The sequence below is a fragment of the Enterobacter sp. ku-bf2 genome (assembly GCF_001742765.1).
Classification (GTDB): domain Bacteria; phylum Pseudomonadota; class Gammaproteobacteria; order Enterobacterales; family Enterobacteriaceae; genus Enterobacter; species Enterobacter quasiroggenkampii.
On record NZ_MDVW01000001.1, the window covers coordinates 304,956 to 330,095 of the forward strand.

The window sequence follows — 25,140 nt, forward strand, 5'->3', positions numbered from 1 at the left end:
AGATACCCGATGAGCAAATTTTTGGACCGGTTTCGCTACTTCAAGCAGAAGGGCGAAACGTTTGCCGATGGGCACGGCCAGGTTCTGGATACCAACCGGGACTGGGAAGACGGTTACCGCCAGCGCTGGCAACATGACAAAGTCGTCCGTTCGACCCACGGCGTGAACTGCACCGGCTCATGTAGCTGGAAGATTTTCGTTAAGAACGGTCTGGTGACCTGGGAAATGCAGCAGACCGACTACCCGCGCACCCGCCCGGATATGCCGAACCACGAACCGCGCGGCTGCCCGCGTGGCGCCAGCTACTCCTGGTATCTCTACAGCGCGAACCGTCTGAAATACCCCCTGATGCGCAAGCGCCTGATGAAAATGTGGCGTGAAGCGAAAGTGCAACACAGCGATCCAGTGGATGCCTGGGCCTCTATCATTGAAGACGCGGATAAAGCGAAAAGCTTCAAGCAGGCTCGCGGCCGCGGCGGCTTTGTGCGTTCCTCCTGGAAAGAGGTGAACGAGTTGATTGCCGCCTCCAACGTCTACACCGTGAAAACCTACGGTCCTGACCGCGTGGCGGGCTTCTCGCCGATCCCGGCGATGTCGATGGTCTCTTACGCTTCCGGCGCGCGCTATCTCTCCTTAATCGGCGGTACCTGCCTGAGCTTCTACGACTGGTACTGCGACCTGCCACCGGCGTCTCCGCAGACCTGGGGCGAGCAGACCGACGTGCCGGAGTCTGCGGACTGGTACAACTCCAGCTACATCATCGCCTGGGGCTCTAACGTGCCGCAGACCCGTACGCCGGACGCACACTTCTTTACCGAAGTCCGTTACAAAGGCACCAAAACCGTGGCGGTGACCCCGGACTACGCCGAAATCGCCAAGCTGTGCGATCTGTGGCTGGCACCGAAGCAGGGTACCGATGCGGCGATGGCGATGGCGATGGGCCACGTCATGCTGCGCGAGTTCCACCTGGATAAACCAAGCCAGTACTTCACCGACTACGTCCGTCGCTACACCGACATGCCGATGCTGGTCATGCTGGAAGAGCGTGACGGGTACTATGCCGCAGGCCGTACGCTGCGCGCCGCCGATCTGGTGGACGCGCTGGGCCAGGAAAATAACCCAGAGTGGAAAACCGTTGCCTATAACAGCAACGGCGAGCTGGTGGCGCCAAACGGCTCTATCGGCTTCCGCTGGGGCGAGAAGGGCAAGTGGAACCTTGAGCAGCGTAACGGCACGACCGGTGAAGAGACGGAGCTGCGCCTGAGCATGCTGGGAAGCCAGGACGAGATCGCCGAGGTGGGCTTCCCGTACTTCGGCGGTGAAGGTTCCGAGCACTTCAACAAGGTTGAACTGAAAAACGTACTGATGCACAAGCTGCCGGTAAAACGCCTGCAGCTGGCCGACGGGTCTACCGCGCTGGTCACCACCGTCTATGACCTGACCATGGCGAACTACGGCCTGGAACGTGGTCTGGGCGATGAAAACTGCGCCACCGGCTATGACGATGTGAAAGCCTACACCCCGGCATGGGCAGAGCAGATCACCGGCGTTCCACGCGCGCAGATCGTGCGTATCGCCCGCGAGTTCGCGGAAAATGCCGACAAAACCCATGGTCGTTCAATGATCATCGTCGGTGCGGGTCTGAACCACTGGTATCACCTCGATATGAACTACCGTGGCCTGATCAACATGCTGATCTTCTGCGGCTGCGTTGGTCAGAGCGGCGGCGGCTGGGCACACTATGTGGGCCAGGAAAAACTGCGTCCACAGACCGGTTGGCAGCCGCTGGCGTTTGCCCTCGACTGGCAGCGTCCGGCACGCCACATGAACAGCACCTCCTACTTCTATAACCACTCCAGCCAGTGGCGCTACGAGACGGTCACCGCGCAGGAGCTGCTGTCGCCGATGGCGGATAAATCCCGCTACAGCGGCCACCTGATTGACTTCAACGTGCGCGCCGAGCGCATGGGCTGGTTGCCGTCTGCGCCGCAGCTGGGCACTAACCCGCTGCGCATCGCGGAAGCGGCAAAGCAGGCGGGCATGTCACCGGTGGATTACACCGTGAAATCGCTGAAGGATGGCTCAATCCGCTTCGCGGCGGAACAGCCGGAGAACGGTAAAAACCACCCGCGTAACCTGTTCATCTGGCGCTCCAACCTGCTGGGCTCGTCCGGTAAAGGCCACGAGTACATGCTGAAATACCTGCTTGGTACCGAAAACGGTATCCAGGGGAAAGATCTCGGCAAGCAGGGCGGCGTGAAGCCGGAAGAGGTGGAGTGGAAAGACAACGGTCTCGACGGCAAGCTGGATCTGGTGGTCACTCTCGACTTCCGTCTGTCCAGTACCTGCCTGTACTCCGACATCGTGCTGCCTACCGCCACCTGGTATGAAAAAGACGACATGAATACCTCGGATATGCATCCGTTTATTCATCCGCTGTCTGCGGCCGTTGACCCGGCGTGGGAATCGAAAAGCGACTGGGAGATCTACAAAGACATCGCGAAGACATTCTCCGAAGTCTGCGTGGGGCACCTCGGCAAAGAGACCGACGTGGTGACGCTGCCCATCCAGCACGACTCTGCCGCCGAACTGGCGCAGCCGCTGGACGTGAAGGACTGGAAAAAAGGCGAATGCGATCTGATCCCGGGCGTGACCGCACCGCACATCATTCCGGTTGAGCGTGACTACCCGGCAACGTACGAGCGCTTTACCTCTATCGGCCCGCTGATGGAGAAAATCGGTAACGGCGGGAAAGGGATCGCCTGGAACACCCAGAGCGAAATGGACCTGCTGCGCAAGCTCAACTACACCAAAGCGGACGGTCCAGCGAAAGGCCAGCCAATGCTCAACACGGCAATTGATGCGGCAGAGATGATCCTGACCCTGGCACCGGAAACCAACGGCCACGTGGCGGTGAAGGCCTGGGCAGCGCTGAGCGAGTTCACCGGTCGTGACCATACGCACCTGGCGACGAATAAAGAGGAAGAGAAAATCCGCTTCCGCGATATTCAGGCCCAGCCGCGCAAGATTATCTCCAGCCCGACCTGGTCAGGCCTGGAAGACGAGCATGTGTCCTATAACGCCGGCTACACCAACGTTCACGAGCTGATCCCATGGCGCACCCTGTCCGGCCGCCAGTCGTTGTATCAGGATCACCAGTGGATGCGCGACTTCGGTGAAAGCCTGCTGGTGTACCGTCCGCCAATCGACACCCGCTCCGTGAAAGCGGTGATGGGCGCGAAATCGAACGGTAACCCGGAGAAGGCGCTGAACTTCCTGACGCCGCACCAGAAGTGGGGGATCCACTCCACCTACAGCGACAACCTGCTGATGCTGACCCTGTCGCGCGGCGGTCCGATTGTCTGGATGAGCGAAACGGATGCCAAAGATCTGGGTATTGAAGATAACGACTGGATCGAAGTGTTCAACAGCAACGGTGCCCTGACGGCGCGTGCAGTGGTGAGCCAGCGCGTACCGGCCGGGATGACCATGATGTACCACGCGCAGGAACGTATCGTTAACCTGCCGGGGTCAGAGATCACCGAGCAGCGCGGCGGGATCCACAACTCCGTGACCCGCATTACGCCGAAACCGACCCACATGATCGGTGGCTATGCGCAGCTGGCCTACGGCTTTAACTACTACGGCACCGTAGGATCGAACCGCGATGAGTTCGTGGTGGTACGTAAGATGAAGAATATTAACTGGTTAGACGGCGAAGGTAATGACCAGGTACAGGAGAGCGTAAAATGAAAATTCGTTCACAAGTCGGCATGGTGCTGAATCTGGATAAATGCATCGGCTGCCATACCTGCTCGGTCACCTGTAAAAACGTCTGGACCAGCCGTGAAGGTATGGAATACGCCTGGTTCAACAACGTGGAAAGCAAGCCGGGCACCGGCTTCCCGACCGACTGGGAAAACCAGGAGAAGTGGAAGGGCGGCTGGATCCGCAAAATCAACGGCAAGCTGCAGCCGCGCATGGGTAACCGTGCGATGTTGCTGGGAAAAATCTTCGCTAACCCGCATCTGCCGGGCATCGATGATTACTACGAGCCGTTTGATTACGACTACCAGAACCTGCACAACGCGCCGGAAGGCAAACACCAGCCGATCGCCCGTCCTCGCTCGCTGATCACCGGTCAGCGCATGGACAAAATTACCAGCGGTCCAAACTGGGAAGAGATTCTGGGCGGCGAGTTTGAGAAACGCGCCAAAGACCAGAACTTCGAGAACATGCAGAAGGCGATGTACGGCCAGTTCGAAAACACCTTCATGATGTATCTGCCGCGCCTGTGCGAGCACTGCCTTAACCCGGCGTGCGTGGCGACCTGCCCGAGCGGCGCCATCTACAAGCGTGAAGAAGATGGCATCGTGCTGATCGACCAGGACAAGTGCCGCGGCTGGCGTATGTGCATCACCGGCTGCCCGTACAAAAAGATCTACTTCAACTGGAAGAGCGGCAAGTCTGAGAAGTGCATCTTCTGCTACCCGCGTATCGAAGCCGGTATGCCGACCGTCTGTTCCGAAAGCTGCGTAGGCCGTATTCGCTACCTCGGCGTGCTGCTGTACGACGCGGACGCGATTGAAAACGCAGCGAGCACCGAGAACGAGAAAGATCTGTATCAGCGTCAGCTGGACGTGTTCCTCGATCCGAACGATTCGAAGATCATTGAGCAGGCGCTGAAGGACGGCATTCCGCAGAGCGTGATTGACGCCGCGCAGCAGTCGCCGGTGTACAAGATGGCGATGGACTGGAAGCTGGCCCTGCCGCTGCATCCGGAATACCGCACGCTGCCGATGGTCTGGTACGTGCCGCCGCTGTCGCCGATTCAGTCTGCCGCTGACGCGGGCGAGCTGGGCAGCAACGGCATTCTGCCGGATGTGGAGAGCCTGCGCATTCCGGTGCAGTACCTGGCAAACCTGCTGACCGCAGGGGATACCCAGCCGGTCCTGCTGGCGCTGAAACGAATGCTGGCGATGCGCCACTTCAAGCGTGCCGAAACCGTGGACGGCGTGACCGATACCCGCGCGCTGGAAGAGGTTGGTCTGACCGAAGCGCAGGCGCAGGAGATGTACCGCTATCTGGCGATTGCCAACTACGAAGACCGTTTCGTGGTGCCGAGCAGCCACCGTGAGCTGGCCCGCGAAGCCTTCCCGGAGAAAAACGGCTGTGGTTTTAGCTTCGGCGACGGTTGCCACGGGTCAGACAGCAAATTCAACCTGTTCAACAGCCGCCGCATCGACGCCATGGATGTGACCAGTAAAACGGAGCCGCACTCATGATTGAACTTGTCATTGTTTCTCGACTGCTTGAGTACCCGGATGCGGCGCTAGCGCAGCATCAGCAAGAACTCTTTGATGCACTCGCGTCTTCAGAAAACCTGGATAAAGAGGATGCCCAGAAGCTTGGCGTTTTCCTCCGTGACCTGTTAGCGCGCGACCTTCTGGACGCACAGGCGGACTACAGCCAGCTGTTTGACCGTGGACGTGCAACGTCCCTGCTGTTGTTTGAACACGTCCACGGTGAATCCCGTGACCGCGGTCAGGCGATGGTGGATCTGATGGCCCAGTACGAACAGCACGGCCTGCAGCTCGACAGCCGCGAGCTGCCGGACCATCTGCCGCTCTATCTGGAGTATCTGGCGCAGTTGCCGAAAGAGGAGGCGTTGGGTGGTCTGCAGGACATCGCGCCGATCCTGGCGCTGCTCGGCGCGCGTCTTCAGCAGCGTGAGAGCCGCTATGCGGTGCTGTTCGATCTGCTGGTGAAGCTGGCCAACGCCGCGGTCGACAGTGAAAAAGTGGCGGAGAAAATCGCCGATGAAGCCCGTGACGATACGCCACAGGCGCTGGATGCGGTATGGGAAGAAGAGCAGGTGAAATTCTTCGCTGACCAGAACTGCGGGGAATCAGAAATCTCAGCGCATCAGCGTCGTTTTGCCGGTGCCGTGGCCCCGCAATATTTGAATATCTCTAACGGAGGACGGCACTAATGCACTTCCTGAATATGTTCTTCTTTGACATTTACCCGTATATCGCGGGCACCGTGTTCCTGGTGGGAAGCTGGCTGCGTTATGACTACGGTCAGTACACCTGGCGTGCCGCCTCCAGCCAGATGCTGGATCGCAAAGGGATGCATGTGGGCTCTAACCTGTTCCACATCGGTATTCTGGGCATTTTTGCCGGTCACTTCCTCGGGATGCTGACGCCGCACTGGATGTATGAAGCGTGGCTACCGATTGAGGTGAAGCAGAAGATGGCGATGATCGCCGGCGGTGCCTGCGGGGTGATGACCTTAGTCGGTGGCCTGCTGCTGCTGAAACGTCGTCTGTTCAGCCCACGCGTGCGTGCTACCACGACCGCTGCGGACATCCTGATCCTCTCCCTGCTGATGGTGCAGTGCGCGCTGGGTCTGTTGACCATTCCGTTCTCGGCGCAGCATATGGACGGTAGTGAAATGATGAAGCTGGTGGGCTGGGCGCAGTCCGTGGTGACCTTCCACGGCGGTGCGTCTGCGCACCTGGACGGCGTAGCGTTTATCTTCCGTGTTCACCTGGTGCTTGGGATGACGCTGTTTGTGCTGTTCCCGTTCTCCCGCCTGGTGCATATCTGGAGCGCGCCGGTGGAGTACCTGACGCGCAAATACCAGATAGTACGCGCCCGTCGCTAATTTGCCGTTTTGATACCAACCCCGCACTCGCGGGGTTTTTTTTCGCCCCAGCCCAGGTTGTTACCCGCGGCAGCAAACAGGATAAGCGCGCCACCCGCCAGCTGCGTCAGGTTCAGCGCGTGTCCGAACGCCAGATTATCAACCACAATTGCTACCACCGGATAGATAAACGACAGGGAGCCGGTAATGGGCGTCGGCAGCTTCTGAATCGCGCTGTAGAGCAGCTGGTACATAATGCCGGTATGGACAATGCCCAGCGTGAGCAGGATCGGCCAGGGGAAATCACCGGAAAATGACGGCAGGCTGGCAAACGGCAAAAGCATCACGACGCCTGTCAGCACCTGGATAAAGGCAATATGCTGCGGTGCGATGGACTTCAGCTTGCGGGCAATCATGGCCGTTAGTGCGTAGAAGAAGGCCGCGGCCATGGCCAGACCGATTCCGGCGAGCCATTCACCGCCATGTGCGCCGGCCAGCTCGCTGGACAGCAGTATCACCACGCCGCCAAAGGCGAGTAACAGCCAGCCCCATTTCACCAGGCTGACGCGTTCCCCTAAAAACATCCCCATCAAGACCAGCATAAACGGCTGGGTGTTATAGACCACGGTCGAAAGGCCAATCGAGATCCGCTCATAGGCTGCGAAGAGCAGCAGCCAGTTCACCACGAGCGCCATGCCGCCGAGAATAGCCAGCAGCAGCGTGGTGCGGGTGAGGGGACTAAAGGGCTTTTGACTGACCCGGATAAAAATAAAAAGCGCCATAGCCCCGATAAGACAGCGCCAGAACACCACTTCCGTCACCGGCAGACCGGAGAGCAAAACAAACGCGCCGATAGAGCCGGAAATTAACATCGCCAGGCTCATTTGCCAGACGCCTTTATGTAAATCACGCATCTTCCACCTCCTGATTAATGACGCTATTGTCGAAAATCGCTGTCGGGTTTTACAGGGGTGATATAAGGTTGAAAAGGTAAATGACTTTTTAAAATTAGGTGAAAAGAATGGAATGCCTTATCGATGATATCGACCGACAAATTTTAGCCTGTCTGGTTGAGGATGCGCGCATGTCGTTGAAGGTGCTCAGCGGCCGCATCGGTCTGACGTCCCCCAGCACGGCAGAACGCCTGAAGAGGCTGGAAGAGCGCGGTGTGATCCAGGGTTATGGTGCACGGGTGAATCTGGCGGCGCTGGGGTATACGCTGCAGGCGCTGGTACGGGTTCGCCCCTTACCGGGTCTGTTGCATAAGGTGGATAAGTACATTCAGTCGATGCCGGAGTGTATTGAGAGCGACAAAGTGACCGGGGAAGATTGCTTTGTGATTAGGCTGGTGGTGCGATCGATAGAGCAGTTGGATGCGCTGCTGGACGGTCTGGCAGAGCATGCTCAGTGTAATACGTCGATTGTGAAGAGTTCGCCGGTCAGGCGTCGTTTGCCGCCAATGTAGCCATTTTTCGCCGGGTGACGGCTGCGCCTTACCCGACCTACAAAGGCGGACTTGGTTTTTTTATGTTGGGGAAGTGATGGTGGTGGGGGAAGGATTCGAACCTTCGAAGTCGATGACGGCAGATTTACAGTCTGCTCCCTTTGGCCGCTCGGGAACCCCACCAGGGGTAATTCAAATTTTGAGGTCGTGCTGAGAGATGGTGGTGGGGGAAGGATTCGAACCTTCGAAGTCGATGACGGCAGATTTACAGTCTGCTCCCTTTGGCCGCTCGGGAACCCCACCACGGGGTAATGCTTTTTACTGGCCTGCTTCCTGCTGGAAGCGGGGCGCATCATATCAAATGAGACGCCCCTGTAAAGCATTCCTTTAGGGAAACGAAGTTGTTTGCCTGCTTTTTATCCGTAAAGGCGCAAAGCTAATCAATTCATTTTCCGAAAGATTAAAGAATGATGGTTCTGTTACCGTAAACGAAGACTCGCTGAGCCAGCACCTGATACAGCGCGCGGCTTAACACATTCTTCTCAACGTCACGGCCTGCGCGCATCATGTCCTCAGCGGTGTAGGTGTGATCTACATGAATCACGTCCTGCATGATGATGGGACCTTCGTCCAGGTTGTCATTCACGTAATGGGCTGTCGCGCCGATGATCTTCACGCCGCGCTCGTAGGCCTGGTGGTATGGACGCGCGCCAATAAAGGCCGGCAGGAACGAGTGGTGGATGTTGATGATCTTGTTCGGGAAACGCGCCACGAAAGATGGCGTTAACACGCGCATGTATTTCGCCAGCACCACGTAGTCCGGGTTATGCGCTTCAATGGCCTGCGCCATCAAATCGTCGTGCTCTTCACGGGTATGACCTTCATGGCTGACCAGCTCGAACGGAATATCAAAGCGCTCGACCAGCGTACGCAGCGTCTCGTGGTTGCCAATCACGGCAGCAATTTCAACGTCCAGACCGCCGTAGTTGGCTTTCATCAGCAGGTCACCCAGGCAATGTGCTTCTTTGGTCACCAGGATCACGATGCGGCGTCGACCCGCAGGGGTCAATTCGCGCACGGAGCCTTCCGGAAGCGCGCTGTCCAGATCGGCCAGCAGCGTGGTGTCGTTGAAAATACCTTCCAGTTCGGTACGCATGAAGAAGCGGCCGGTACGGTGGTCAACGAACTCGTTGTTCTGCACGATATTCAGTTCATGTTTGTAGCAAATGTTGGTAATTCGTGCGATCAGCCCTTTTTGATCGGGACAGATGGTGCGCAGAACTTTACGTTGTAATGATTGCATCGCCGGGAAATCCTGTTTGTATTTGCGAAGTCTGGGTTGTCAGGCATTACTGCCCGCAACACTTTTTAAATTTTTTACCTGAACCACACGGGCAGGGATCGTTACGACCAAACTGTGGGCGCGTTCCGTCAATATAATACCATTGCCCGCTTTCCTTGAAGAACCGGGAACGCTCGATAATGGCACCCGGTTTATTATTCTCGGTAAAACGGGCAACAAAACTGACGTAACCTTCATCCACATGACTGCCTGGAGAGGATTCATAGACGGTGAGGCCGAGCCACTGCGTGTTCGCAAACCCGGCTTCGATGTCCTGTTTGAAATCGGTTGCGCGGCAGGATGGATGCCAGGTTTTAATCAGATAGTCTGCGTCTTTGATCACAAAAGCAGTGTACCGTGAACGCATAAGGTGTGACGGGTCTGGTGCAACCTGATCGCCAGAAAGATATCGCTGGCAACATAGGCTATACTCCAGAGCGCTACCACAAGGGCAGAGTTGAGACACGATTCTCTTCCTGGAACAAAATATAAAGGCGTAAAACGCTTCGGGTAGCACTATGTTAACTGAGGCGTTGCGTTGACGCTATGTCAGGAATCCAGGGGAAGTAAAACAGGACTAATGAGAAAGGTTAAAATTGGGCTGGCGCTGGGTTCAGGGGCCGCCCGGGGATGGTCGCACATCGGCGTGATTAATGCCTTAAATCAGATGGGCATTACCGTCGATATTGTTGCAGGGTGTTCAATCGGATCGCTTGTCGGCTCCGCTTACGCGTGCGGGAAGCTTCCGGAGCTCGAGACATGGGTGCGCTCCTTCAGCTACTGGGACGTGCTGCGTCTGATGGACCTCTCCTGGCAGCGTGGTGGACTGCTGCGCGGCGAACGCGTCTTTAACCAGTTCCGCCAGGTTATGCCTCTCGAAGACTTCACTGATTGTCAGATGCCTTTCGGCGCCGTCGCGACAAACCTCAGCACAGGACGCGAGCTCTGGCTCACCGAAGGCGATATCCATCTTGCCGTGCGTGCCTCCTGCAGTATGCCGGGACTCATGGCGCCTGTCCCACACAACGGTTACTGGCTTGTCGATGGGGGCGTCGTTAACCCGGTTCCCATCTCTCTGACGCGTGCTATGGGGGCGGACATTGTGATTGCCGTCGACTTGCAGCACGATGCCCACCTGATGCAACAGGATCTCATGCCGGTCAATCTCCAGAGCGAAGATGCTGAGGGCGAGAAACTGGCCTGGCATGAACGCCTGCGCGGAAGAATCGGGCGTCTGGCCGCGCGTCGTTCGGTTGCCGCGCCGACGGCGATAGAAATCATGACCACGTCAATTCAGGTTCTCGAGAACCGCCTTAAACGTAACCGTATGGCAGGCGATCCTCCGGATATTCTTATTCAGCCGTACTGTCCGCAAATCTCTACCCTTGATTTCCATCGGGCTGAGGCCGCCATCGCAGCGGGCTCGTTAGCCGTCGAAAAGAAAATGGACGAATTGTTGCCTTTTGTGCAGACCGCACGTTAAGCACCTTTTTTTGACTACTTCAGCAAAATCTGACAGGCGATAGTGCCGATCGCATGCCACTATTTAGTTACTGTCAGCCAGGGGAGGAACCATGACGCAGCCATTGGCCGGAAAACACATTTTGATTGTTGAAGACGAGCCCGTTTTCCGATCGCTACTGGATTCGTGGTTATCCTCGCTGGGCGCAATGACGTCACTGGCTGAAGATGGCATCGACGCCCTGGAAAAAATGATCAGCATTACGCCCGATTTGATGATTTGCGACATTGCGATGCCGCGCATGAATGGACTAAAGCTGGTTGAACATCTGCGTAACGAAGGCAATCAGACGCCGATTCTGGTGATCTCTGCCACCGAGAACATGGCGGACATCGCAAAAGCATTACGTCTTGGGGTACAGGATATTCTGCTTAAGCCGGTTAAGGATTTGCACCGGCTGCGAGAAACGGTCCTGGCGTGCCTTTATCCGAATATGTTTAATTCCCGGGTAGAGGAAGAGGAGCGTCTTTTCCAGGACTGGGACGCTCTGGTGAGTAATCCGCCTGCCGCGGCGAAACTGTTGCAAGAACTCCAGCCGCCCGTCCAGCAAACTATTTCACACTGTCGCGTAAATTATCGCCAGCTGGTGGCCGCTGACCAGCCAGGACTGGTGCTGGATATTGCGCCACTGTCAGATTCCGACCTTGCGTTTTATTCTCTGGATGTCACCCGGGCGGGGGATAACGGTGTATTAGCGGCGTTACTTCTTCGTGCGCTATTTAATGGTTTGTTGCAGGAACAGTTATCCCATCAGGGGCAACGGTTGCCAGAGTTAGGCAGTTTACTCAAACAGGTAAACCAGCTTTTTCGTCAGGCCAATCTGCCTGGACAGTTCCCGCTATTGGTTGGCTATTACCATAGCGGTTTAAAAAATCTGATCCTCGTTTCAGCCGGTCTCAATGCATCACTGAATACCGGTGAACACCATATTCAGGTGAGTAACGGTGTACCGCTTGGGACGTTGGGAACGGCGTATCTTAATCAAATTAGCCACCGCTGTTCCTCGTGGCAGTGCCAAATTTGGGGTGCCGGGGGACGGTTACGCTTAATGTTGTCCACGGAATAAGCAATTGGATCGTCATTTTAAGATTGCTTTACCTGTGTTTTACGGGGAGTGCTACTATCGCTGCCCGGTTTCATGCGTATTTATCCTAATTGATCGGCAACGCGTTCTTTTCAGACCCGGACTGCGGGGTGAGGCTGATATACTCAACGCGTTATTTATTGCATAAAAGTTCAAAACTTGAACAGCTCAGGAGAATTTGAATGGCTGCCCTAAATTCGAAAGTCAGAAAGGCCGTTATCCCGGTAGCGGGATTGGGGACCAGGATGTTACCAGCAACTAAGGCGATTCCTAAAGAGATGCTGCCTCTGGTTGATAAGCCATTAATCCAGTATGTCGTGAATGAATGTATCGCAGCCGGCATCACTGAAATTGTGCTGGTTACGCATTCATCTAAAAACTCTATCGAAAACCATTTCGATACAAGCTTTGAACTTGAAGCCATGCTGGAAAAACGTGTTAAGCGTCAGTTGTTAGAGGAAGTTCAGTCTATTTGCCCTCCACACGTCACCATTATGCAGGTTCGTCAGGGGCTGGCTAAAGGTCTGGGCCACGCTGTTATGTGCGCGCACCCTGTCGTGGGGGATGAGCCTGTAGCGGTAATTCTGCCTGACGTTATTCTGGATGAATACGAATCCGATCTTTCTCAGGATAACCTGGCTGAAATGATCAAACGTTTCGACGAAACCGGCAGCAGCCAGATTATGGTTGAGCCTGTTGAAGACGTAACGGCATACGGTGTGGTTGACTGCAAAGGCGTTAACCTGGAGCCGGGTGAGAGTGTGCCAATGGTGGGCGTCGTAGAGAAGCCTAAAGCCGATGTCGCGCCTTCAAACCTTGCTGTTGTAGGTCGCTATGTCCTGAGTGCTGAAATCTGGCCTCTGCTGGCTAAAACGCCTCCAGGAGCGGGTGATGAGATCCAGCTGACGGATGCCATCGATATGCTGATCGAGAAAGAGACCGTTGAGGCCTACCATATGAAAGGTAAGAGCCATGACTGCGGTAATAAGCTCGGTTATATGCAGGCGTTTGTTGAATATGGTATCCGTCACAATACCCTTGGCGAAGAATTTAAAACCTGGCTCAAAGAGAGCGTAGGTATTAAGAAATAAGCCACGGTTGTAAATGTTCGAAACCGGTGAGGCGTTGCCCACCGGTTTTTTTATGCCCATAACACTCCCGAAAACCTGTCTGAAAGTACAGTCGATGAAATTGCTAAATAATGCTTTATGACAGAGTGTAAGAGGATGTTTGTGGCAAATTTAGGTTAAAAAAAATCCCGCAATATGCGGGATTTTTCTGAATGAGGCTCGATTAATCCTTGATCAGGAAGTCGTCCAGCTGTTTACCCTGCTCATCCATCGCTTTCTTGATAACAGCAGGAGTACGACCCTGGCCAGTCCAGGTTTTAGTTTCGCCGTTCTCATCAACGTAGCTATATTTAGCAGGACGGGCAGCACGCTTAGCTTTAGTACCGGTTTTAGCGGCAGCCATGCTGTTCAGCAATTCATTTGGATCGATACCATCAGCAATCAGCATTTCACGATATTGCTGCAGTTTACGAGTACGTTCTTCGATTTCAGCCGCAGCAGCGCTTTCTTCTTCGCGACGTTCATTAACTACAACTTCTAATTTTTCCAGCATTTCTTCAAGCGTTTCGAGGGTGCATTCTCTTGCTTGCGCACGAAGAGTACGGATGTTGTTCAGAATTTTAAGTGCTTCGCTCATTGTAGTAATCTCAAACTTATAATGGGGGGTGGTTTGTTGACCTAATAATAGAGCCATAAATTCAGATGTGCAATAGCCAGGAATGTAAGGAATTCAAAAAATACTAAATAATGCCGCTATTATTAATTACGCTAACTTAAATTCCACCACCCAGCTGTCTCGGTTGTTATCACCGGAACCTGCTTAACCCGGTCGATTGCGTCTTTTTTTTGTGACATTTCCCGCAGGAATTATAGTTGCGGCGGAGAAATATCAGCCTTTTGTATTAGTTCTCACCCCTGGTGTTAAGCCTGAAATAGTTAATAAATAGTGAATTTTAAAGGGCCGGGATTCCACTATAAAAAGAAGTGTTATGTTTGGCTTAACTTATAACATATTGGCGTGGCTGAATGGGTTTACTTCATGTTTTAACGGGTTATTTTCATAAACAGAAGGTACTGAACGCGGCACTGAACCGCATCCTCTGTGCGCTGCATCGCTGATGACCGGACAAAATATGGTACAATGACTCATCGGGAATATTACACATTGATTAGGGTTTTACGGCCAATGGCACAACTTTATTTCTACTATTCGGCAATGAATGCCGGGAAATCCACCGCGCTGCTGCAATCCTCGTACAATTACCAGGAACGCGGGATGCGTACCGTTGTTTATACGGCTGAAATTGACGATCGCTTTGGCGCAGGGAAGGTGAGCTCCAGAATAGGGCTCTCGTCGCCTGCCAGGCTGTTTAACCCGAAAACCGATCTGTTTGAAGACATTCGTGCAGAACATGCGGCACAGCCCATTCACTGCGTACTGGTCGATGAGAGCCAGTTTCTGACGCGTGAACAGGTCCATGCCCTGTCAGAGGTAGTCGATGAGCTTGATATCCCCGTGCTCTGTTACGGCCTGCGTACGGATTTCCGCGGGGAGCTTTTTGAAGGGAGCCAGTATTTGCTCGCCTGGTCGGATAAACTTGTCGAACTGAAAACGATCTGCTTCTGCGGTCGTAAAGCGAGTATGGTGCTTCGTCTCGACCAGTCCGGGAAACCTTATGCAGATGGCGAGCAGGTGGTGATAGGCGGCAATGAACGCTATGTTTCGGTCTGCCGTAAGCATTATAAAGAAGCGTTGTCTGTAGGCTCGCTGACGGCGATTCAGCACGACAACAGAAAATAACGTCAGTCTTATTATTCAGACATAAAAAAACCCGCCATTAAGGCGGGTTTTTCATCTGCTGCTGTCAATTAAGCGCTTTTCTTCGCTTTCTTGTCAGCTTTGATGACTGGGGCTTCTGTTTTCACAGCGGCAACGTCACCTTCTTTGAACTCACGACCGTAGTAGGTATCCAGCAGAATCTGTTTCAGCTCGGAGATCAGTGGGTAGCGCGGGTTAGCACCAGTACACTGGTCATCGAATGCATCTTCAGATAGCTTGTCTACGTGAGCGAGGAAGTCAGCTTCCTGTACGCCCGCTTCACGGATTGATTTAGGAATACCCAGTTCAGCCTTCAGGCTTTCCAGCCATGCCAGCAGTTTCTCAATCTTCGCAGCAGTGCGGTCGCCCGGTGCGCTCAGACCAAGGTGGTCAGCGATTTCAGCATAGCGACGACGTGCTTGTGGACGGTCGTACTGGCTGAAAGCTGTCTGCTTGGTTGGGTTGTCGTTAGCGTTATAACGGATAACGTTGCTGATCAACAGGGCGTTCGCCAGACCGTGAGGAATGTGGAACTGTGAGCCCAGTTTGTGCGCCATTGAGTGGCAGACACCCAGGAAGGCGTTGGCAAACGCGATACCGGCGATGGTTGCTGCACTGTGGACACGTTCACGTGCTACAGGGTTTTTAGAGCCTTCGTTGTAAGACGCTGGCAGGTTTTCTTTCAGCAGTTTCAGAGCCTGCAGGGCCTGACCGTCTGAGAACTCAGACGCCAGCACAGAAACGTAAGCTTCCAGGGCGTGAGTCACCGCATCCAGACCACCGAACGCGCACAGTGACTTCGGCATCTCCATGACCAGGTTCGCATCAACGATGGCCATGTCTGGCGTCAGCGCATAGTCAGCCAGTGGGTATTTCTGACCTGTTGCATCGTCGGTTACTACCGCGAATGGCGTAACTTCTGAACCGGTACCGGAAGTGGTGGTGACCGCGATCATTTTCGCTTTTACGCCCATTTTCGGGAACTTGTAGATACGTTTACGGATGTCCATAAAGCGCAGCGCCAGTTCTTCGAAGTGCGTTTCTGGATGCTCGTACATAACCCACATGATTTTCGCGGCGTCCATTGGGGAACCACCGCCCAGTGCGATAATCACATCTGGTTTGAAGGAGTTAGCCAGTTCAGCACCTTTACGTACAACGCTCAGTGTTGGGTCAGCTTCAACTTCGAAGAATACTTCAGTTTCGACGCCAGCCGCTTTCAGCACGGAGGTGATCTGGTCAGCGTAGCCGTTGTTAAACAGGAAACGGTCAGTCACGATGAGCGCACGTTTGTGGCCATCAGTAATCACTTCATCCAGCGCGATTGGCAGAGAGCCACGGCGGAAGTAGATAGATTTCGGAAGTTTGTGCCACAACATGTTTTCAGCTCGCTTAGCAACGGTTTTCTTGTTGATCAGGTGTTTAGGACCAACGTTTTCAGAGATGGAGTTACCACCCCAGGAACCACAACCCAGAGTCAGGGAAGGTGCGAGTTTAAAGTTGTACAGGTCACCGATACCACCCTGAGAAGCAGGGGTGTTGATCAGGATACGTGCAGTTTTCATCATCTGACCGAAGTGAGCAACACGCTCTGGCTGGTTGTCCTGGTCAGTGTACAGACAAGAGGTGTGACCGATACCGCCCATGGCAACCAGCTTCTCTGCTTTCTCAACCGCGTCTTCGAAATCTTTCGCACGGTACATGGCAAGCGTAGGAGACAGTTTTTCGTGAGCAAACGGCTCGCTTTCGTCAACAACTTTCACTTCACCGATCAGGATTTTGGTTGTTGCCGGAACGGTAAAGCCTGCGAGTTCAGCAATTTTGTAGGCTGGCTGACCCACGATAGCGGCGTTCAGCGCGCCATTTTTCAGGATAATGTCCTGAACCGCTTTCAGCTCTTTGCCCTGCAGCAGGTAGCCGCCGTGGCTGGCGAAACGTTCGCGAACCGCGTCATATACGGAATCCACGACCACAACAGACTGTTCAGATGCACAGATCACGCCGTTATCGAAGGTTTTAGACATCAGCACAGACGCGACAGCACGTTTGATATCAGCGGTTTCATCGATAACAACAGGGGTGTTACCCGCGCCCACGCCGATAGCAGGTTTACCGGAGCTGTATGCGGCTTTAACCATGCCTGGACCACCGGTCGCCAGAATCAGGTTAATGTCCGGGTGATGCATCAGCGCGTTGGAGAGCTCAACAGAAGGTTGGTCGATCCAGCCGATCAGGTCTTTTGGTGCACCCGCTGCGATAGCCGCTTGCAGGACGATATCTGCAGCTTTGTTAGTCGCGTCTTTCGCACGTGGGTGTGGAGAGAAGATGATTGCGTTACGGGTCTTCAGGCTAATCAGTGATTTGAAGATTGCAGTAGACGTTGGGTTAGTGGTCGGAACAATACCGCAGATGATGCCGATAGGTTCAGCGATGGTGATGGTACCGAAGGTGTCGTCTTCGGACAGCACGCCACAGGTTTTCTCATCTTTATAGGCGTTGTAGATATACTCGGAAGCGAAGTGGTTTTTAATCACTTTATCTTCCACGATACCCATGCCGGATTCGGCAACGGCCATTTTAGCGAGAGGGATTCGAGCATCTGCAGCAGCCAGTGCGGCCGCGCGGAAGATTTTATCAACCTGTTCTTGGGTGAAATTGGCATATTCACGCTGGGCTTTTTTAACGCGCTCGACGAGGGCGTTCAGTTCAGCGATATTAGTAACAGCCATAATGCTCTCCTGATAATGTTTAAACTCTTTTAGTAAACCAGCGCTCGATACGTCACACAGTATAGACAGAGCCGATACGACTTGCGTAACACAAAGTAAAACAAAGAGTTACTTTCTGAGTCAGCACACTAATTTACTAAAAGAGCCTTACCTTAGCATCATCCCTTTTTGTCAGGTGACCTCCCTGGGGGTGTAACCAAGATTACTCACTTCTGAGTACGAAAATCATGATCTGTGTCAATTTTCCCCCAAGCTGATACCTTTCAGCAGGGTTATTTCGTGCTGATTTTTCCAGTGTTAAATAATTACGTAAGTATTGGAAGCAGCGCTATCATTGATTATACATATGTTTAACATCCTGAAATGATAACGTTTTGGTACAGATTTCAAGTGAAGTATGCTGATAAAAAGGGTATCTTCAGCGCGATTTCTCACGACAAATTGTCAGTCCAGGGCATGTGTATAAGCGGAGCAAAACGTGATCCAAACGCTCTTTGATTTTCCAACGTATTTTAAATTTTTTATTGGTTTGTTTGCCCTGGTCAACCCGGTGGGGATCATTCCTGTCTTCATTAGTATGACGAGTTACCAGACAGCGGCGGCCAGGAACAAAACCAACCTCACCGCTAACCTGTCGGTAGCGATCATATTGTTGACCTCTCTTTTTCTCGGCGACACGATTCTTCAGCTGTTCGGGATTTCCATTGATTCATTCCGTATTGCCGGCGGGATCCTGGTGGTGACCATCGCCATGTCCATGATCAGCGGTAAGCTGGGCGAGGATAAGCAGAATAAACAAGAGAAGTCAGAAACCGCTATCCGCGAAAGCATTGGCGTAGTGCCGCTGGCCTTACCGCTGATGGCCGGTCCGGGTGCCATCAGTTCAACCATCGTCTGGGGGACGCGTTACCATAGCCTGATGCACCTGATTGGCTTTTCAGTGGCTATTGCCATTTTTGCGCTCTGCTGTTGGGGTGTGTTCCGCATGGCACCCTGGCTGGTGCGCTTGCTGGGTCAAACGGGCATCAACGTCATTACGCGTATCATGGGCCTGTTGCTGATGGCATTAGGGATCGAATTCATCGTCACGGGTATTAAAAGCATTTTCCCCGGTTTGTTGCATTAATACTTCATATGAAAGGACGGAGCGACGGCTCCGTTTTTTTACGTGATTATCAGCAAATCATATAACTAAAGTTGAAATGCTCACATATCATAATAAATTCTACTAATAATGTTCATTGCTTGTATTTCAATAGGTTATTAATTCCGCTTCAACCCGCCTGCACAGAAAATCTTCGATCGCTCTGTTATTTTACTCACATGATACTCTTGGGCTTGCTGAGAGATAACCGAAATGATATTAGTAATTTCAACATTCCCCTAGACGAATGTGCTAAATAATAACCAGTTGTTAAATTTTTGTACAAAATCACTCGATGATAGCGCAGCGACGCGCTTGGAGAGAAAATTTTCTCTATCCTATTGAATATCATGTTGTTTTACTGATGTTCGATGTCTGGCAGGGCTGCCCTCAACGATACGGTACTCACCGTAAAAGAGAATTGCTTAACAAATTTGCAAAATGTATTGGCGCACGTTTACGCCATTTGATACTWTCCGGCCTAATATTTTGCAGCATAAAACAATCAGATGAGAATTATTTTCATATAGTTCTCTTCTCAGATATCCAGCGCAGGCCTCAAACAGGGGAGGCCTGTAAAGAATCGACGCAAGACGGCCATACGAGCGGTCAGTAATAAAAAAGTCGGTGATAGCAAGCAGTAAAAGAAGAACCTGACAGCAGCAAAAAAAACTCCTGCGCTGTACAGGCCCCAACAGGGGATTACACAGCTGGCGAAGGCCAGTCATTATAATGAGTGGAGTACCAACACAATGTCCATCATCACAAAAAAAAATCTGGTAGCGGCGGGGATTTTAACTGCGCTAATCGCGGGAAACGCTGCAATGGCTGCGGACGTTCCTGCAGGTGTTCAGCTGGCGGAGAAGCAAACGCTGGTGCGTAACAACGGTGCGGAAGTTCAGTCTCTCGACCCGCACAAAATTGAAGGTGTTCCTGAGTCTAACGTCAACCGCGATCTGTTCGAAGGTCTGCTGGTAACGGACGTAGACGGCCACCCGGCACCGGGCGTGGCAGAAAAATGGGAAAACAAAGATTTCAAAGTCTGGACCTTCCATCTGCGTAAAGATGCGAAATGGTCCGACGGTACGCCGGTGACGGCTGAAGATTTCGTTTATAGCTGGCAGCGTCTGGCGAATCCAACGACCGCCTCTCCGTATGCGAGCTACCTGCAATATGGCCATATTGCCAATATTGATGACATCATCGCGGGCAAAAAACCGATCACCGATCTGGGCGTTAAGGCGATCGATGCCAATACCTTCGAAGTCACGTTGAGCGAACCTGTTCCGTACTTCTATAAGTTGCTGGTTCACCCGTCCGTCTCCCCGGTACCAAAATCCGCCGTGGAAAAATTTGGTGAAAAATGGACCCAGCCTGCCAATATCGTGACCAACGGTGCCTACAAGCTGAAAGACTGGGTGGTCAACGAGCGTATGGTACTTGAGCGTAACCCGCAATACTGGGACAACGCGAAAACCGTGATTAATCAGGTTACCTACCTGCCAATTTCGTCCGAAGTGACTGACGTTAACCGCTACCGCAGCGGCGAAATCGACATGACCTATAACAACATGCCGATTGAACTGTTCCAGAAACTGAAGAAAGAGATCCCTAAAGAAGTTCACGTCGACCCGTACCTGTGCACCTACTACTATGAAATCAACAACCAGAAAGCACCGTTCACCGACGTACGCGTTCGTACGGCGCTGAAGCTGGCACTGGATCGCGATATCATCGTGAACAAAGTGAAAAACCAGGGCGATCTGCCGGCATACAGCTATACCCCTCCATACACCGATGGCGCAAAACTGACCGAGCCAGACTGGTTCAAACAGACGCAGGAACAGCGTAACGCAGAAGCGAAGAAACTGCTGGCCGAAGCGGGCTATACCGCCGATAAGCCGCTGACCTTCAGCCTGCTGTACAACACCTCCGATCTGCACAAAAAACTGGCTATCGCCGTTGCCTCGATCTGGAAAAAGAACCTGGGCGCGAACGTGAAGCTGGAGAACCAGGAGTGGAAAACCTTCCTCGACAGCCGTCATCAGGGCACCTTTGACGTGGCGCGTGCTGGCTGGTGTGCGGACTATAACGAACCGACCTCCTTCCTGAACACCATGCTGAGTGACAGCTCAAACAACACCGCGCACTATAAGAGCCCGGCGTTTGACAAGCTGATCGCCGACACGCTGAAAACCACTGACGAAGCACAGCGTACTGAACTGTACTCTAAAGCTGAGCAGCAGCTGGATAAAGATTCCGCGATCGTTCCGGTTTACTACTACGTTAACGCCCGTCTGGTGAAACCGTGGGTAGGTGGATATACCGGTAAAGACCCGATGGATAATATCTACGTTAAAAACTTGTATATTATCAAGCATTAATGGCAATGAGTGGGGCGGGCGTGCTCGCCCCACGGTGTCTAACCAACGTCACATTATATAGGCACACGCCAGAAGGTACGGGCAATGTTGAAATTTATCCTACGTCGCTGTCTGGAAGCGATTCCAACGCTATTTATTCTCATCACGATTTCCTTCTTCATGATGCGCCTTGCGCCGGGAAGTCCATTTACCGGTGAGCGTACGTTGCCGCCAGAAGTTATGGCGAATATCGAAGCGAAATACCACTTAAACGATCCTATCTCCACCCAGTACTTCAACTACCTGAAGCAGCTGGCGCACGGTGATTTTGGACCGTCATTTAAATATAAAGACTATTCCGTTAACGACCTGGTGGCGTCCAGCTTCCCGGTGTCGGCGAAATTGGGTGCTGCGGCATTCATTCTGGCGATCGTTTTCGGGGTCACCGCTGGCGTCATCGCCGCGCTCAGACAAAATACCAAATGGGATTATGCCGTAATGGGGGTGGCAATGACCGGGGTAGTCATACCCAGCTTTGTTGTCGCGCCATTACTGGTGATGATATTTGCCATCACGCTGAAGTGGCTGCCTGGCGGCGGCTGGAACGGCGGGGCACTCAAGTTCATGATTTTGCCGATGGTGGCATTATCTCTGGCGTACATCGCCAGTATCGCGCGTATCACCCGTGGTTCAATGATCGAAGTGCTGCACTCGAACTTCATTCGTACCGCGCGCGCGAAAGGGCTGCCGATGCGTCGGATTATCTTCCGCCACGCGCTTAAACCGGCGCTGTTGCCCGTGCTCTCCTACATGGGACCGGCATTCGTCGGGATCATCACCGGCTCGATGGTTATCGAAACAATCTACGGCCTGCCAGGCATCGGTCAGCTGTTTGTTAACGGCGCGCTCAACCGCGACTATTCGCTGGTACTGAGCCTGACCATTCTCGTCGGTGCGCTGACCATTCTCTTTAACGCTATCGTCGATGTGCTGTATGCCGTCATCGACCCGAAAATCCGTTACTAACTGGAGCACGCCATGATGTTGAGTAAGAAAAACAGCGAGGCGCTGGAAAACTTCAGTGAAAAACTGGAAGTGGAAGGTCGTAGCCTCTGGCAGGACGCGCGTCGTCGCTTTATGCACAACCGCGCGGCGGTGGCGAGTCTGGTGGTTCTGGTGATCATCGCACTGTTTGTGACCCTGGCGCCGATGCTGTCGCAATTTACCTATTTCGACACCGACTGGGGCATGATGTCCAGCGCGCCGGATATGGAGTCTGGCCACTATTTCGGCACGGACTCTTCCGGACGCGATCTGCTGGTGCGTGTCGCTATCGGGGGGCGTATCTCGCTGATGGTCGGGATTGCTGCCGCGCTGGTGGCGGTGATCGTGGGGACGCTCTATGGCTCACTGTCCGGCTACCTTGGCGGTAAAGTGGACTCGGTGATGATGCGTCTGCTGGAAATCCTGAACTCCTTCCCGTTTATGTTCTTCGTCATCCTGCTGGTGACCTTCTTCGGTCAGAATATCCTGTTGATCTTCGTGGCCATCGGGATGGTGTCATGGCTGGATATGGCGCGTATTGTTCGCGGCCAGACGCTGAGTCTCAAACGCAAAGAGTTTATCGAAGCCGCGCAGGTCGGCGGTGTCTCTACCGGGAATATCGTGGTTCGCCATATCGTTCCTAACGTGCTGGGCGTGGTGGTGGTCTATGCCTCACTGCTGGTGCCAAGCATGATCCTGTTTGAATCCTTCCTGAGCTTCCTCGGTCTGGGTACGCAAGAGCCGCTGAGCAGCTGGGGCGCGCTGCTGAGTGACGGTGCAAACTCAATGGAAGTGTCACCGTGGCTGCTGTTATACCCGGCGGGTTTCCTGGTCGTTACCCTGTTTTGTTTTAACTTTATCGGCGATGGCCTGCGTGATGCCCTCGACCCGAAAGACCGTTAAGGAGCGCCGTCATGACAATGATTGAAACGGCAACCGCGCCACAGGCGCAGCAGCGGAGCGACCTTCTGCTGGACGTAAAAGATCTTCGCGTCACCTTTAAGACCCCGGACGGGGATGTGACCGCCGTGAACGATCTCAACTTCAACCTGCGCGCGGGCGAAACGCTCGGCATCGTGGGTGAATCCGGATCCGGGAAGTCCCAGACAGCCTTTGCGCTAATGGGCCTGCTGGCCGCTAACGGTGTGATTGGCGGTTCCGCGAAATTCAACGGTCGTGAAATCCTCAACCTGCCGGAGCACGAGCTGAACAAGCTGCGCGCCGAGCAGATCTCGATGATTTTCCAGGATCCGATGACCTCGCTGAACCCGTATATGCGCGTCGGTGAGCAGCTGATGGAAGTCCTGATGCTGCATAAAGGTCTGGGCAAAGCCGAAGCCTTTGAAGAGTCGGTCAAAATGCTCGATGCGGTGAAAATGCCGGAAGCGCGCAAGCGCATGCGAATGTTCCCGCACGAGTTCTCTGGCGGTATGCGTCAGCGCGTGATGATTGCGATGGCGCTGCTGTGCCGGCCAAAATTGCTGATTGCCGACGAACCGACCACCGCGCTGGACGTTACCGTTCAGGCACAAATCATGACCCTGCTGAACGAGCTGAAGCGTGAGTTCAACACGGCGATTATCATGATCACCCACGACCTGGGCGTGGTGGCGGGCATCTGTGACAAAGTGCTGGTGATGTATGCCGGCCGTACCATGGAATACGGCAAAGCGCGTGACGTATTCTATCAGCCTGCGCATCCTTACTCGATTGGCCTGCTGAACGCGGTACCGCGTCTCGATGCGGAAGGGGAATCCCTGCTCACCATTCCGGGCAACCCGCCAAACCTGCTGCGCCTGCCGAAAGGCTGTCCGTTCCAGCCGCGCTGCCCGCACGCGATGGAAATCTGCAACAGCGCACCGCCGCTGGAAGAGTTTGCACCAGGCCGCCTGCGCGCCTGCTTTAAGCCGCAGGAGGAGCTGGTATGAACGCATTAGATGAAAAACGCAACGTGCTGCTCGAGATTGCTGACCTTAAGGTGCATTTCGACATCAAAGACGGCAAACAGTGGTTCTGGCAGCCGTCGAAGACCCTGAAAGCGGTGGACGGCGTCACGCTGCGCCTGTATGAGGGGGAAACCCTGGGCGTGGTGGGCGAGTCCGGCTGCGGTAAATCGACCTTTGCGCGCGCCATTATCGGTCTGGTGAAAGCCACCGACGGCAAAGTGGCCTGGCTGGGTAAAGATCTGCTGGGCATGAAACCCGACGAGTGGCGCGACGTGCGCAGCGATATCCAGATGATTTTCCAGGATCCGCTGGCGTCGTTAAACCCGCGTATGACCATCGGTGAGATTATTGCCGAGCCGCTGCGGACCTATCATCCGAAGATGTCCCGTCAGGAAGTGCGCGATCGCGTTAAGGCGATGATGCTGAAAGTCGGGCTGTTGCCTAACCTCATCAACCGCTATCCGCACGAGTTCTCCGGCGGTCAGTGTCAGCGTATTGGTATTGCGCGCGCCCTGATCCTCGAACCGAAGCTGATTATCTGTGATGAGCCGGTTTCCGCGCTCGACGTCTCCATTCAGGCGCAGGTGGTTAACCTGCTGCAGAAGCTGCAGCGCGAAATGGGGCTGTCGCTGATCTTCATCGCGCATGACCTGGCCGTGGTGAAACACATCTCTGACCGCGTGCTGGTGATGTATCTGGGGCACGCCGTGGAGCTGGGCACCTATGACGAGGTGTACCACAATCCGCTGCACCCTTACACCAAAGCGCTGATGTCGGCAGTGCCGATCCCCGATCCCGATCTGGAAAAGAATAAGACCATCCAGCTTCTGGAAGGGGAATTGCCTTCACCGATTAACCCGCCGTCGGGCTGTGTCTTCCGCACGCGCTGCCCAATGGCCGGGCCGGAATGTGCGAAAACGCGACCGGTTCTGGAAGGCAGTTTCCGACATGCGGTTTCCTGCCTGAAAGTAGACCCGTTATAATC

At 53.9% G+C, this 25,140-nt stretch carries 20 protein-coding genes and 2 tRNA genes; 15 read left to right on the forward strand and 7 right to left on the reverse strand.

Translation table 11 applies throughout. From position 1 onward, the window contains the following. Positions 1 to 9: 9 nt before the first annotated feature. From BFG58_RS01445 to narI, 4 genes are read left to right on the forward strand one after another with little or no spacing between them, the layout of a single operon-like run. The gene (locus BFG58_RS01445) at positions 10 to 3,753 is read left to right on the forward strand and encodes a nitrate reductase subunit alpha (protein WP_069719045.1); all 3,744 of its coding nucleotides are present in this window, start codon (positions 10 to 12) and stop codon (positions 3,751 to 3,753) included. Further along, on the forward strand, positions 3,750 to 5,285 hold the full coding sequence (gene narH / locus BFG58_RS01450; RefSeq protein ID WP_048223640.1) for a nitrate reductase subunit beta: 1,536 nt from the start codon (positions 3,750 to 3,752) through the stop codon (positions 5,283 to 5,285). The genes BFG58_RS01445 and narH overlap by 4 nt, the downstream gene beginning before the upstream one ends. After that, positions 5,282 to 5,992: a nitrate reductase molybdenum cofactor assembly chaperone gene (gene narJ / locus BFG58_RS01455; RefSeq protein ID WP_045908972.1), complete on the forward strand. Its 711-nt coding sequence runs from the start codon at positions 5,282 to 5,284 to the stop codon at positions 5,990 to 5,992. The genes narH and narJ overlap by 4 nt, the downstream gene beginning before the upstream one ends. Continuing rightward, complete coding sequence (gene narI, locus BFG58_RS01460; protein ID WP_023312107.1) at positions 5,992 to 6,669, forward strand: respiratory nitrate reductase subunit gamma; 678 nt, start codon at positions 5,992 to 5,994, stop codon at positions 6,667 to 6,669. The genes narJ and narI overlap by 1 nt, the downstream gene beginning before the upstream one ends. Here narI and BFG58_RS01465 read toward each other — a convergent pair. Continuing rightward, positions 6,666 to 7,562, reverse strand: coding sequence for a DMT family transporter (locus BFG58_RS01465; protein ID WP_069719046.1), 897 nt, complete (start codon positions 7,560 to 7,562; stop codon positions 6,666 to 6,668). The two genes, narI and BFG58_RS01465, sit on opposite strands and share 4 nt — an antisense overlap. 107 nt (positions 7,563 to 7,669) lie before the next feature. Here BFG58_RS01465 and BFG58_RS01470 point away from each other — a divergent pair, with 107 nt between their 5' ends. Beyond that, positions 7,670 to 8,113, forward strand: a complete 444-nt coding sequence (locus BFG58_RS01470) for an Lrp/AsnC family transcriptional regulator (RefSeq protein WP_069719047.1) — start codon at positions 7,670 to 7,672, stop codon at positions 8,111 to 8,113. A 77-nt stretch (positions 8,114 to 8,190) separates the two neighbouring features. Here BFG58_RS01470 and BFG58_RS01475 read toward each other — a convergent pair. The 4 genes from BFG58_RS01475 to BFG58_RS01490 form a co-directional block, all read right to left on the reverse strand. Next, positions 8,191 to 8,275, reverse strand: a tRNA-Tyr gene (locus tag BFG58_RS01475). A gap of 35 nt (positions 8,276 to 8,310) precedes the next feature. Beyond that, positions 8,311 to 8,395: transfer RNA gene (locus BFG58_RS01480), tRNA-Tyr, on the reverse strand. A gap of 157 nt (positions 8,396 to 8,552) precedes the next feature. Continuing rightward, positions 8,553 to 9,395, reverse strand: coding sequence for a formyltetrahydrofolate deformylase (gene purU / locus BFG58_RS01485; RefSeq protein ID WP_023312104.1), 843 nt, complete (start codon positions 9,393 to 9,395; stop codon positions 8,553 to 8,555). A gap of 46 nt (positions 9,396 to 9,441) precedes the next feature. Continuing rightward, positions 9,442 to 9,900 carry a YchJ family protein gene (locus BFG58_RS01490; protein WP_069719048.1) on the reverse strand — a complete coding sequence of 153 codons (459 nt, stop codon included), beginning with the start codon at positions 9,898 to 9,900 and terminating at the stop codon, positions 9,442 to 9,444. Between the two features lie 114 nt (positions 9,901 to 10,014). On the opposite strand from BFG58_RS01490, the gene rssA reads away from it, so the two are divergent. The 3 genes from rssA (at position 10,015) to galU (ending at position 13,131) form a co-directional block, all read left to right on the forward strand. After that, positions 10,015 to 10,917, forward strand: coding sequence for a patatin-like phospholipase RssA (rssA, locus tag BFG58_RS01495; protein ID WP_045908968.1), 903 nt, complete (start codon positions 10,015 to 10,017; stop codon positions 10,915 to 10,917). A gap of 91 nt (positions 10,918 to 11,008) precedes the next feature. Next, positions 11,009 to 12,022, forward strand: a complete 1,014-nt coding sequence (gene rssB, locus BFG58_RS01500; protein ID WP_032647605.1) for a two-component system response regulator RssB — start codon at positions 11,009 to 11,011, stop codon at positions 12,020 to 12,022. Between the two features lie 200 nt (positions 12,023 to 12,222). Then, complete coding sequence (gene galU, locus BFG58_RS01505; protein WP_008502780.1) at positions 12,223 to 13,131, forward strand: UTP--glucose-1-phosphate uridylyltransferase GalU; 909 nt, start codon at positions 12,223 to 12,225, stop codon at positions 13,129 to 13,131. Between the two features lie 202 nt (positions 13,132 to 13,333). On the opposite strand, the gene hns is transcribed toward galU, so the two are convergent. Continuing rightward, positions 13,334 to 13,747, reverse strand: a complete 414-nt coding sequence (gene hns, locus BFG58_RS01510; RefSeq protein ID WP_008502781.1) for a histone-like nucleoid-structuring protein H-NS — start codon at positions 13,745 to 13,747, stop codon at positions 13,334 to 13,336. Between the two features lie 549 nt (positions 13,748 to 14,296). Between hns and tdk the strand changes: the two genes are divergently transcribed. Beyond that, positions 14,297 to 14,911, forward strand: a complete 615-nt coding sequence (gene tdk / locus BFG58_RS01515) for a thymidine kinase (RefSeq protein WP_021240332.1) — start codon at positions 14,297 to 14,299, stop codon at positions 14,909 to 14,911. A gap of 68 nt (positions 14,912 to 14,979) precedes the next feature. On the opposite strand, the gene adhE is transcribed toward tdk, so the two are convergent. Beyond that, positions 14,980 to 17,658: a bifunctional acetaldehyde-CoA/alcohol dehydrogenase gene (gene adhE, locus BFG58_RS01520; protein ID WP_028013432.1), complete on the reverse strand. Its 2,679-nt coding sequence runs from the start codon at positions 17,656 to 17,658 to the stop codon at positions 14,980 to 14,982. A 478-nt stretch (positions 17,659 to 18,136) separates the two neighbouring features. Between adhE and BFG58_RS01525 the strand changes: the two genes are divergently transcribed. The 6 genes from BFG58_RS01525 to oppF all read left to right on the forward strand — a co-directional run bounded on the left by BFG58_RS01525 (position 18,137) and on the right by oppF (position 25,138). After that, positions 18,137 to 18,784 carry a YchE family NAAT transporter gene (locus tag BFG58_RS01525; protein WP_008502784.1) on the forward strand — a complete coding sequence of 216 codons (648 nt, stop codon included), beginning with the start codon at positions 18,137 to 18,139 and terminating at the stop codon, positions 18,782 to 18,784. A gap of 770 nt (positions 18,785 to 19,554) precedes the next feature. Further along, entirely contained in the window at positions 19,555 to 21,186 is a 1,632-nt protein-coding gene (gene oppA, locus BFG58_RS01530; protein ID WP_008502785.1) for an oligopeptide ABC transporter substrate-binding protein OppA, read from the forward strand. A gap of 84 nt (positions 21,187 to 21,270) precedes the next feature. Then, on the forward strand, positions 21,271 to 22,191 hold the full coding sequence (gene oppB, locus BFG58_RS01535; protein ID WP_008502786.1) for an oligopeptide ABC transporter permease OppB: 921 nt from the start codon (positions 21,271 to 21,273) through the stop codon (positions 22,189 to 22,191). 12 nt (positions 22,192 to 22,203) lie between these two features. Then, positions 22,204 to 23,112: an oligopeptide ABC transporter permease OppC gene (gene oppC / locus BFG58_RS01540; protein ID WP_008502787.1), complete on the forward strand. Its 909-nt coding sequence runs from the start codon at positions 22,204 to 22,206 to the stop codon at positions 23,110 to 23,112. 11 nt (positions 23,113 to 23,123) lie between these two features. Then, a complete protein-coding gene (locus tag BFG58_RS01545; protein ID WP_024907097.1) occupies positions 23,124 to 24,137 on the forward strand; it encodes an ABC transporter ATP-binding protein in 1,014 nt (337 codons plus the stop codon). Further along, positions 24,134 to 25,138, forward strand: coding sequence for a murein tripeptide/oligopeptide ABC transporter ATP-binding protein OppF (gene oppF / locus BFG58_RS01550; protein ID WP_008502789.1), 1,005 nt, complete (start codon positions 24,134 to 24,136; stop codon positions 25,136 to 25,138). The genes BFG58_RS01545 and oppF overlap by 4 nt, the downstream gene beginning before the upstream one ends. Positions 25,139 to 25,140: the final 2 nt, after the last annotated feature.

Coding starts and splice junctions, on each gene's coding strand:
- narH (WP_048223640.1), top strand. CDS start 3,750: ATGAAAATTCGTTCACAAGTCGGCATGGTGCTGAATCTGGATAAATGC.
- rssA (WP_045908968.1), top strand. CDS start 10,015: ATGAGAAAGGTTAAAATTGGGCTGGCGCTGGGTTCAGGGGCCGCCCGG.
- purU (WP_023312104.1), bottom strand. CDS start 9,395: ATGCAATCATTACAACGTAAAGTTCTGCGCACCATCTGTCCCGATCAA.
- galU (WP_008502780.1), top strand. CDS start 12,223: ATGGCTGCCCTAAATTCGAAAGTCAGAAAGGCCGTTATCCCGGTAGCG.
- BFG58_RS01445 (WP_069719045.1), top strand. CDS start 10: ATGAGCAAATTTTTGGACCGGTTTCGCTACTTCAAGCAGAAGGGCGAA.
- adhE (WP_028013432.1), bottom strand. CDS start 17,658: ATGGCTGTTACTAATATCGCTGAACTGAACGCCCTCGTCGAGCGCGTT.
- narI (WP_023312107.1), top strand. CDS start 5,992: ATGCACTTCCTGAATATGTTCTTCTTTGACATTTACCCGTATATCGCG.
- BFG58_RS01470 (WP_069719047.1), top strand. CDS start 7,670: ATGGAATGCCTTATCGATGATATCGACCGACAAATTTTAGCCTGTCTG.
- oppA (WP_008502785.1), top strand. CDS start 19,555: ATGTCCATCATCACAAAAAAAAATCTGGTAGCGGCGGGGATTTTAACT.
- oppF (WP_008502789.1), top strand. CDS start 24,134: ATGAACGCATTAGATGAAAAACGCAACGTGCTGCTCGAGATTGCTGAC.
- tdk (WP_021240332.1), top strand. CDS start 14,297: ATGGCACAACTTTATTTCTACTATTCGGCAATGAATGCCGGGAAATCC.
- oppB (WP_008502786.1), top strand. CDS start 21,271: ATGTTGAAATTTATCCTACGTCGCTGTCTGGAAGCGATTCCAACGCTA.
- oppC (WP_008502787.1), top strand. CDS start 22,204: ATGATGTTGAGTAAGAAAAACAGCGAGGCGCTGGAAAACTTCAGTGAA.
- narJ (WP_045908972.1), top strand. CDS start 5,282: ATGATTGAACTTGTCATTGTTTCTCGACTGCTTGAGTACCCGGATGCG.
- hns (WP_008502781.1), bottom strand. CDS start 13,747: ATGAGCGAAGCACTTAAAATTCTGAACAACATCCGTACTCTTCGTGCG.
- rssB (WP_032647605.1), top strand. CDS start 11,009: ATGACGCAGCCATTGGCCGGAAAACACATTTTGATTGTTGAAGACGAG.
- BFG58_RS01545 (WP_024907097.1), top strand. CDS start 23,124: ATGACAATGATTGAAACGGCAACCGCGCCACAGGCGCAGCAGCGGAGC.
- BFG58_RS01465 (WP_069719046.1), bottom strand. CDS start 7,562: ATGCGTGATTTACATAAAGGCGTCTGGCAAATGAGCCTGGCGATGTTA.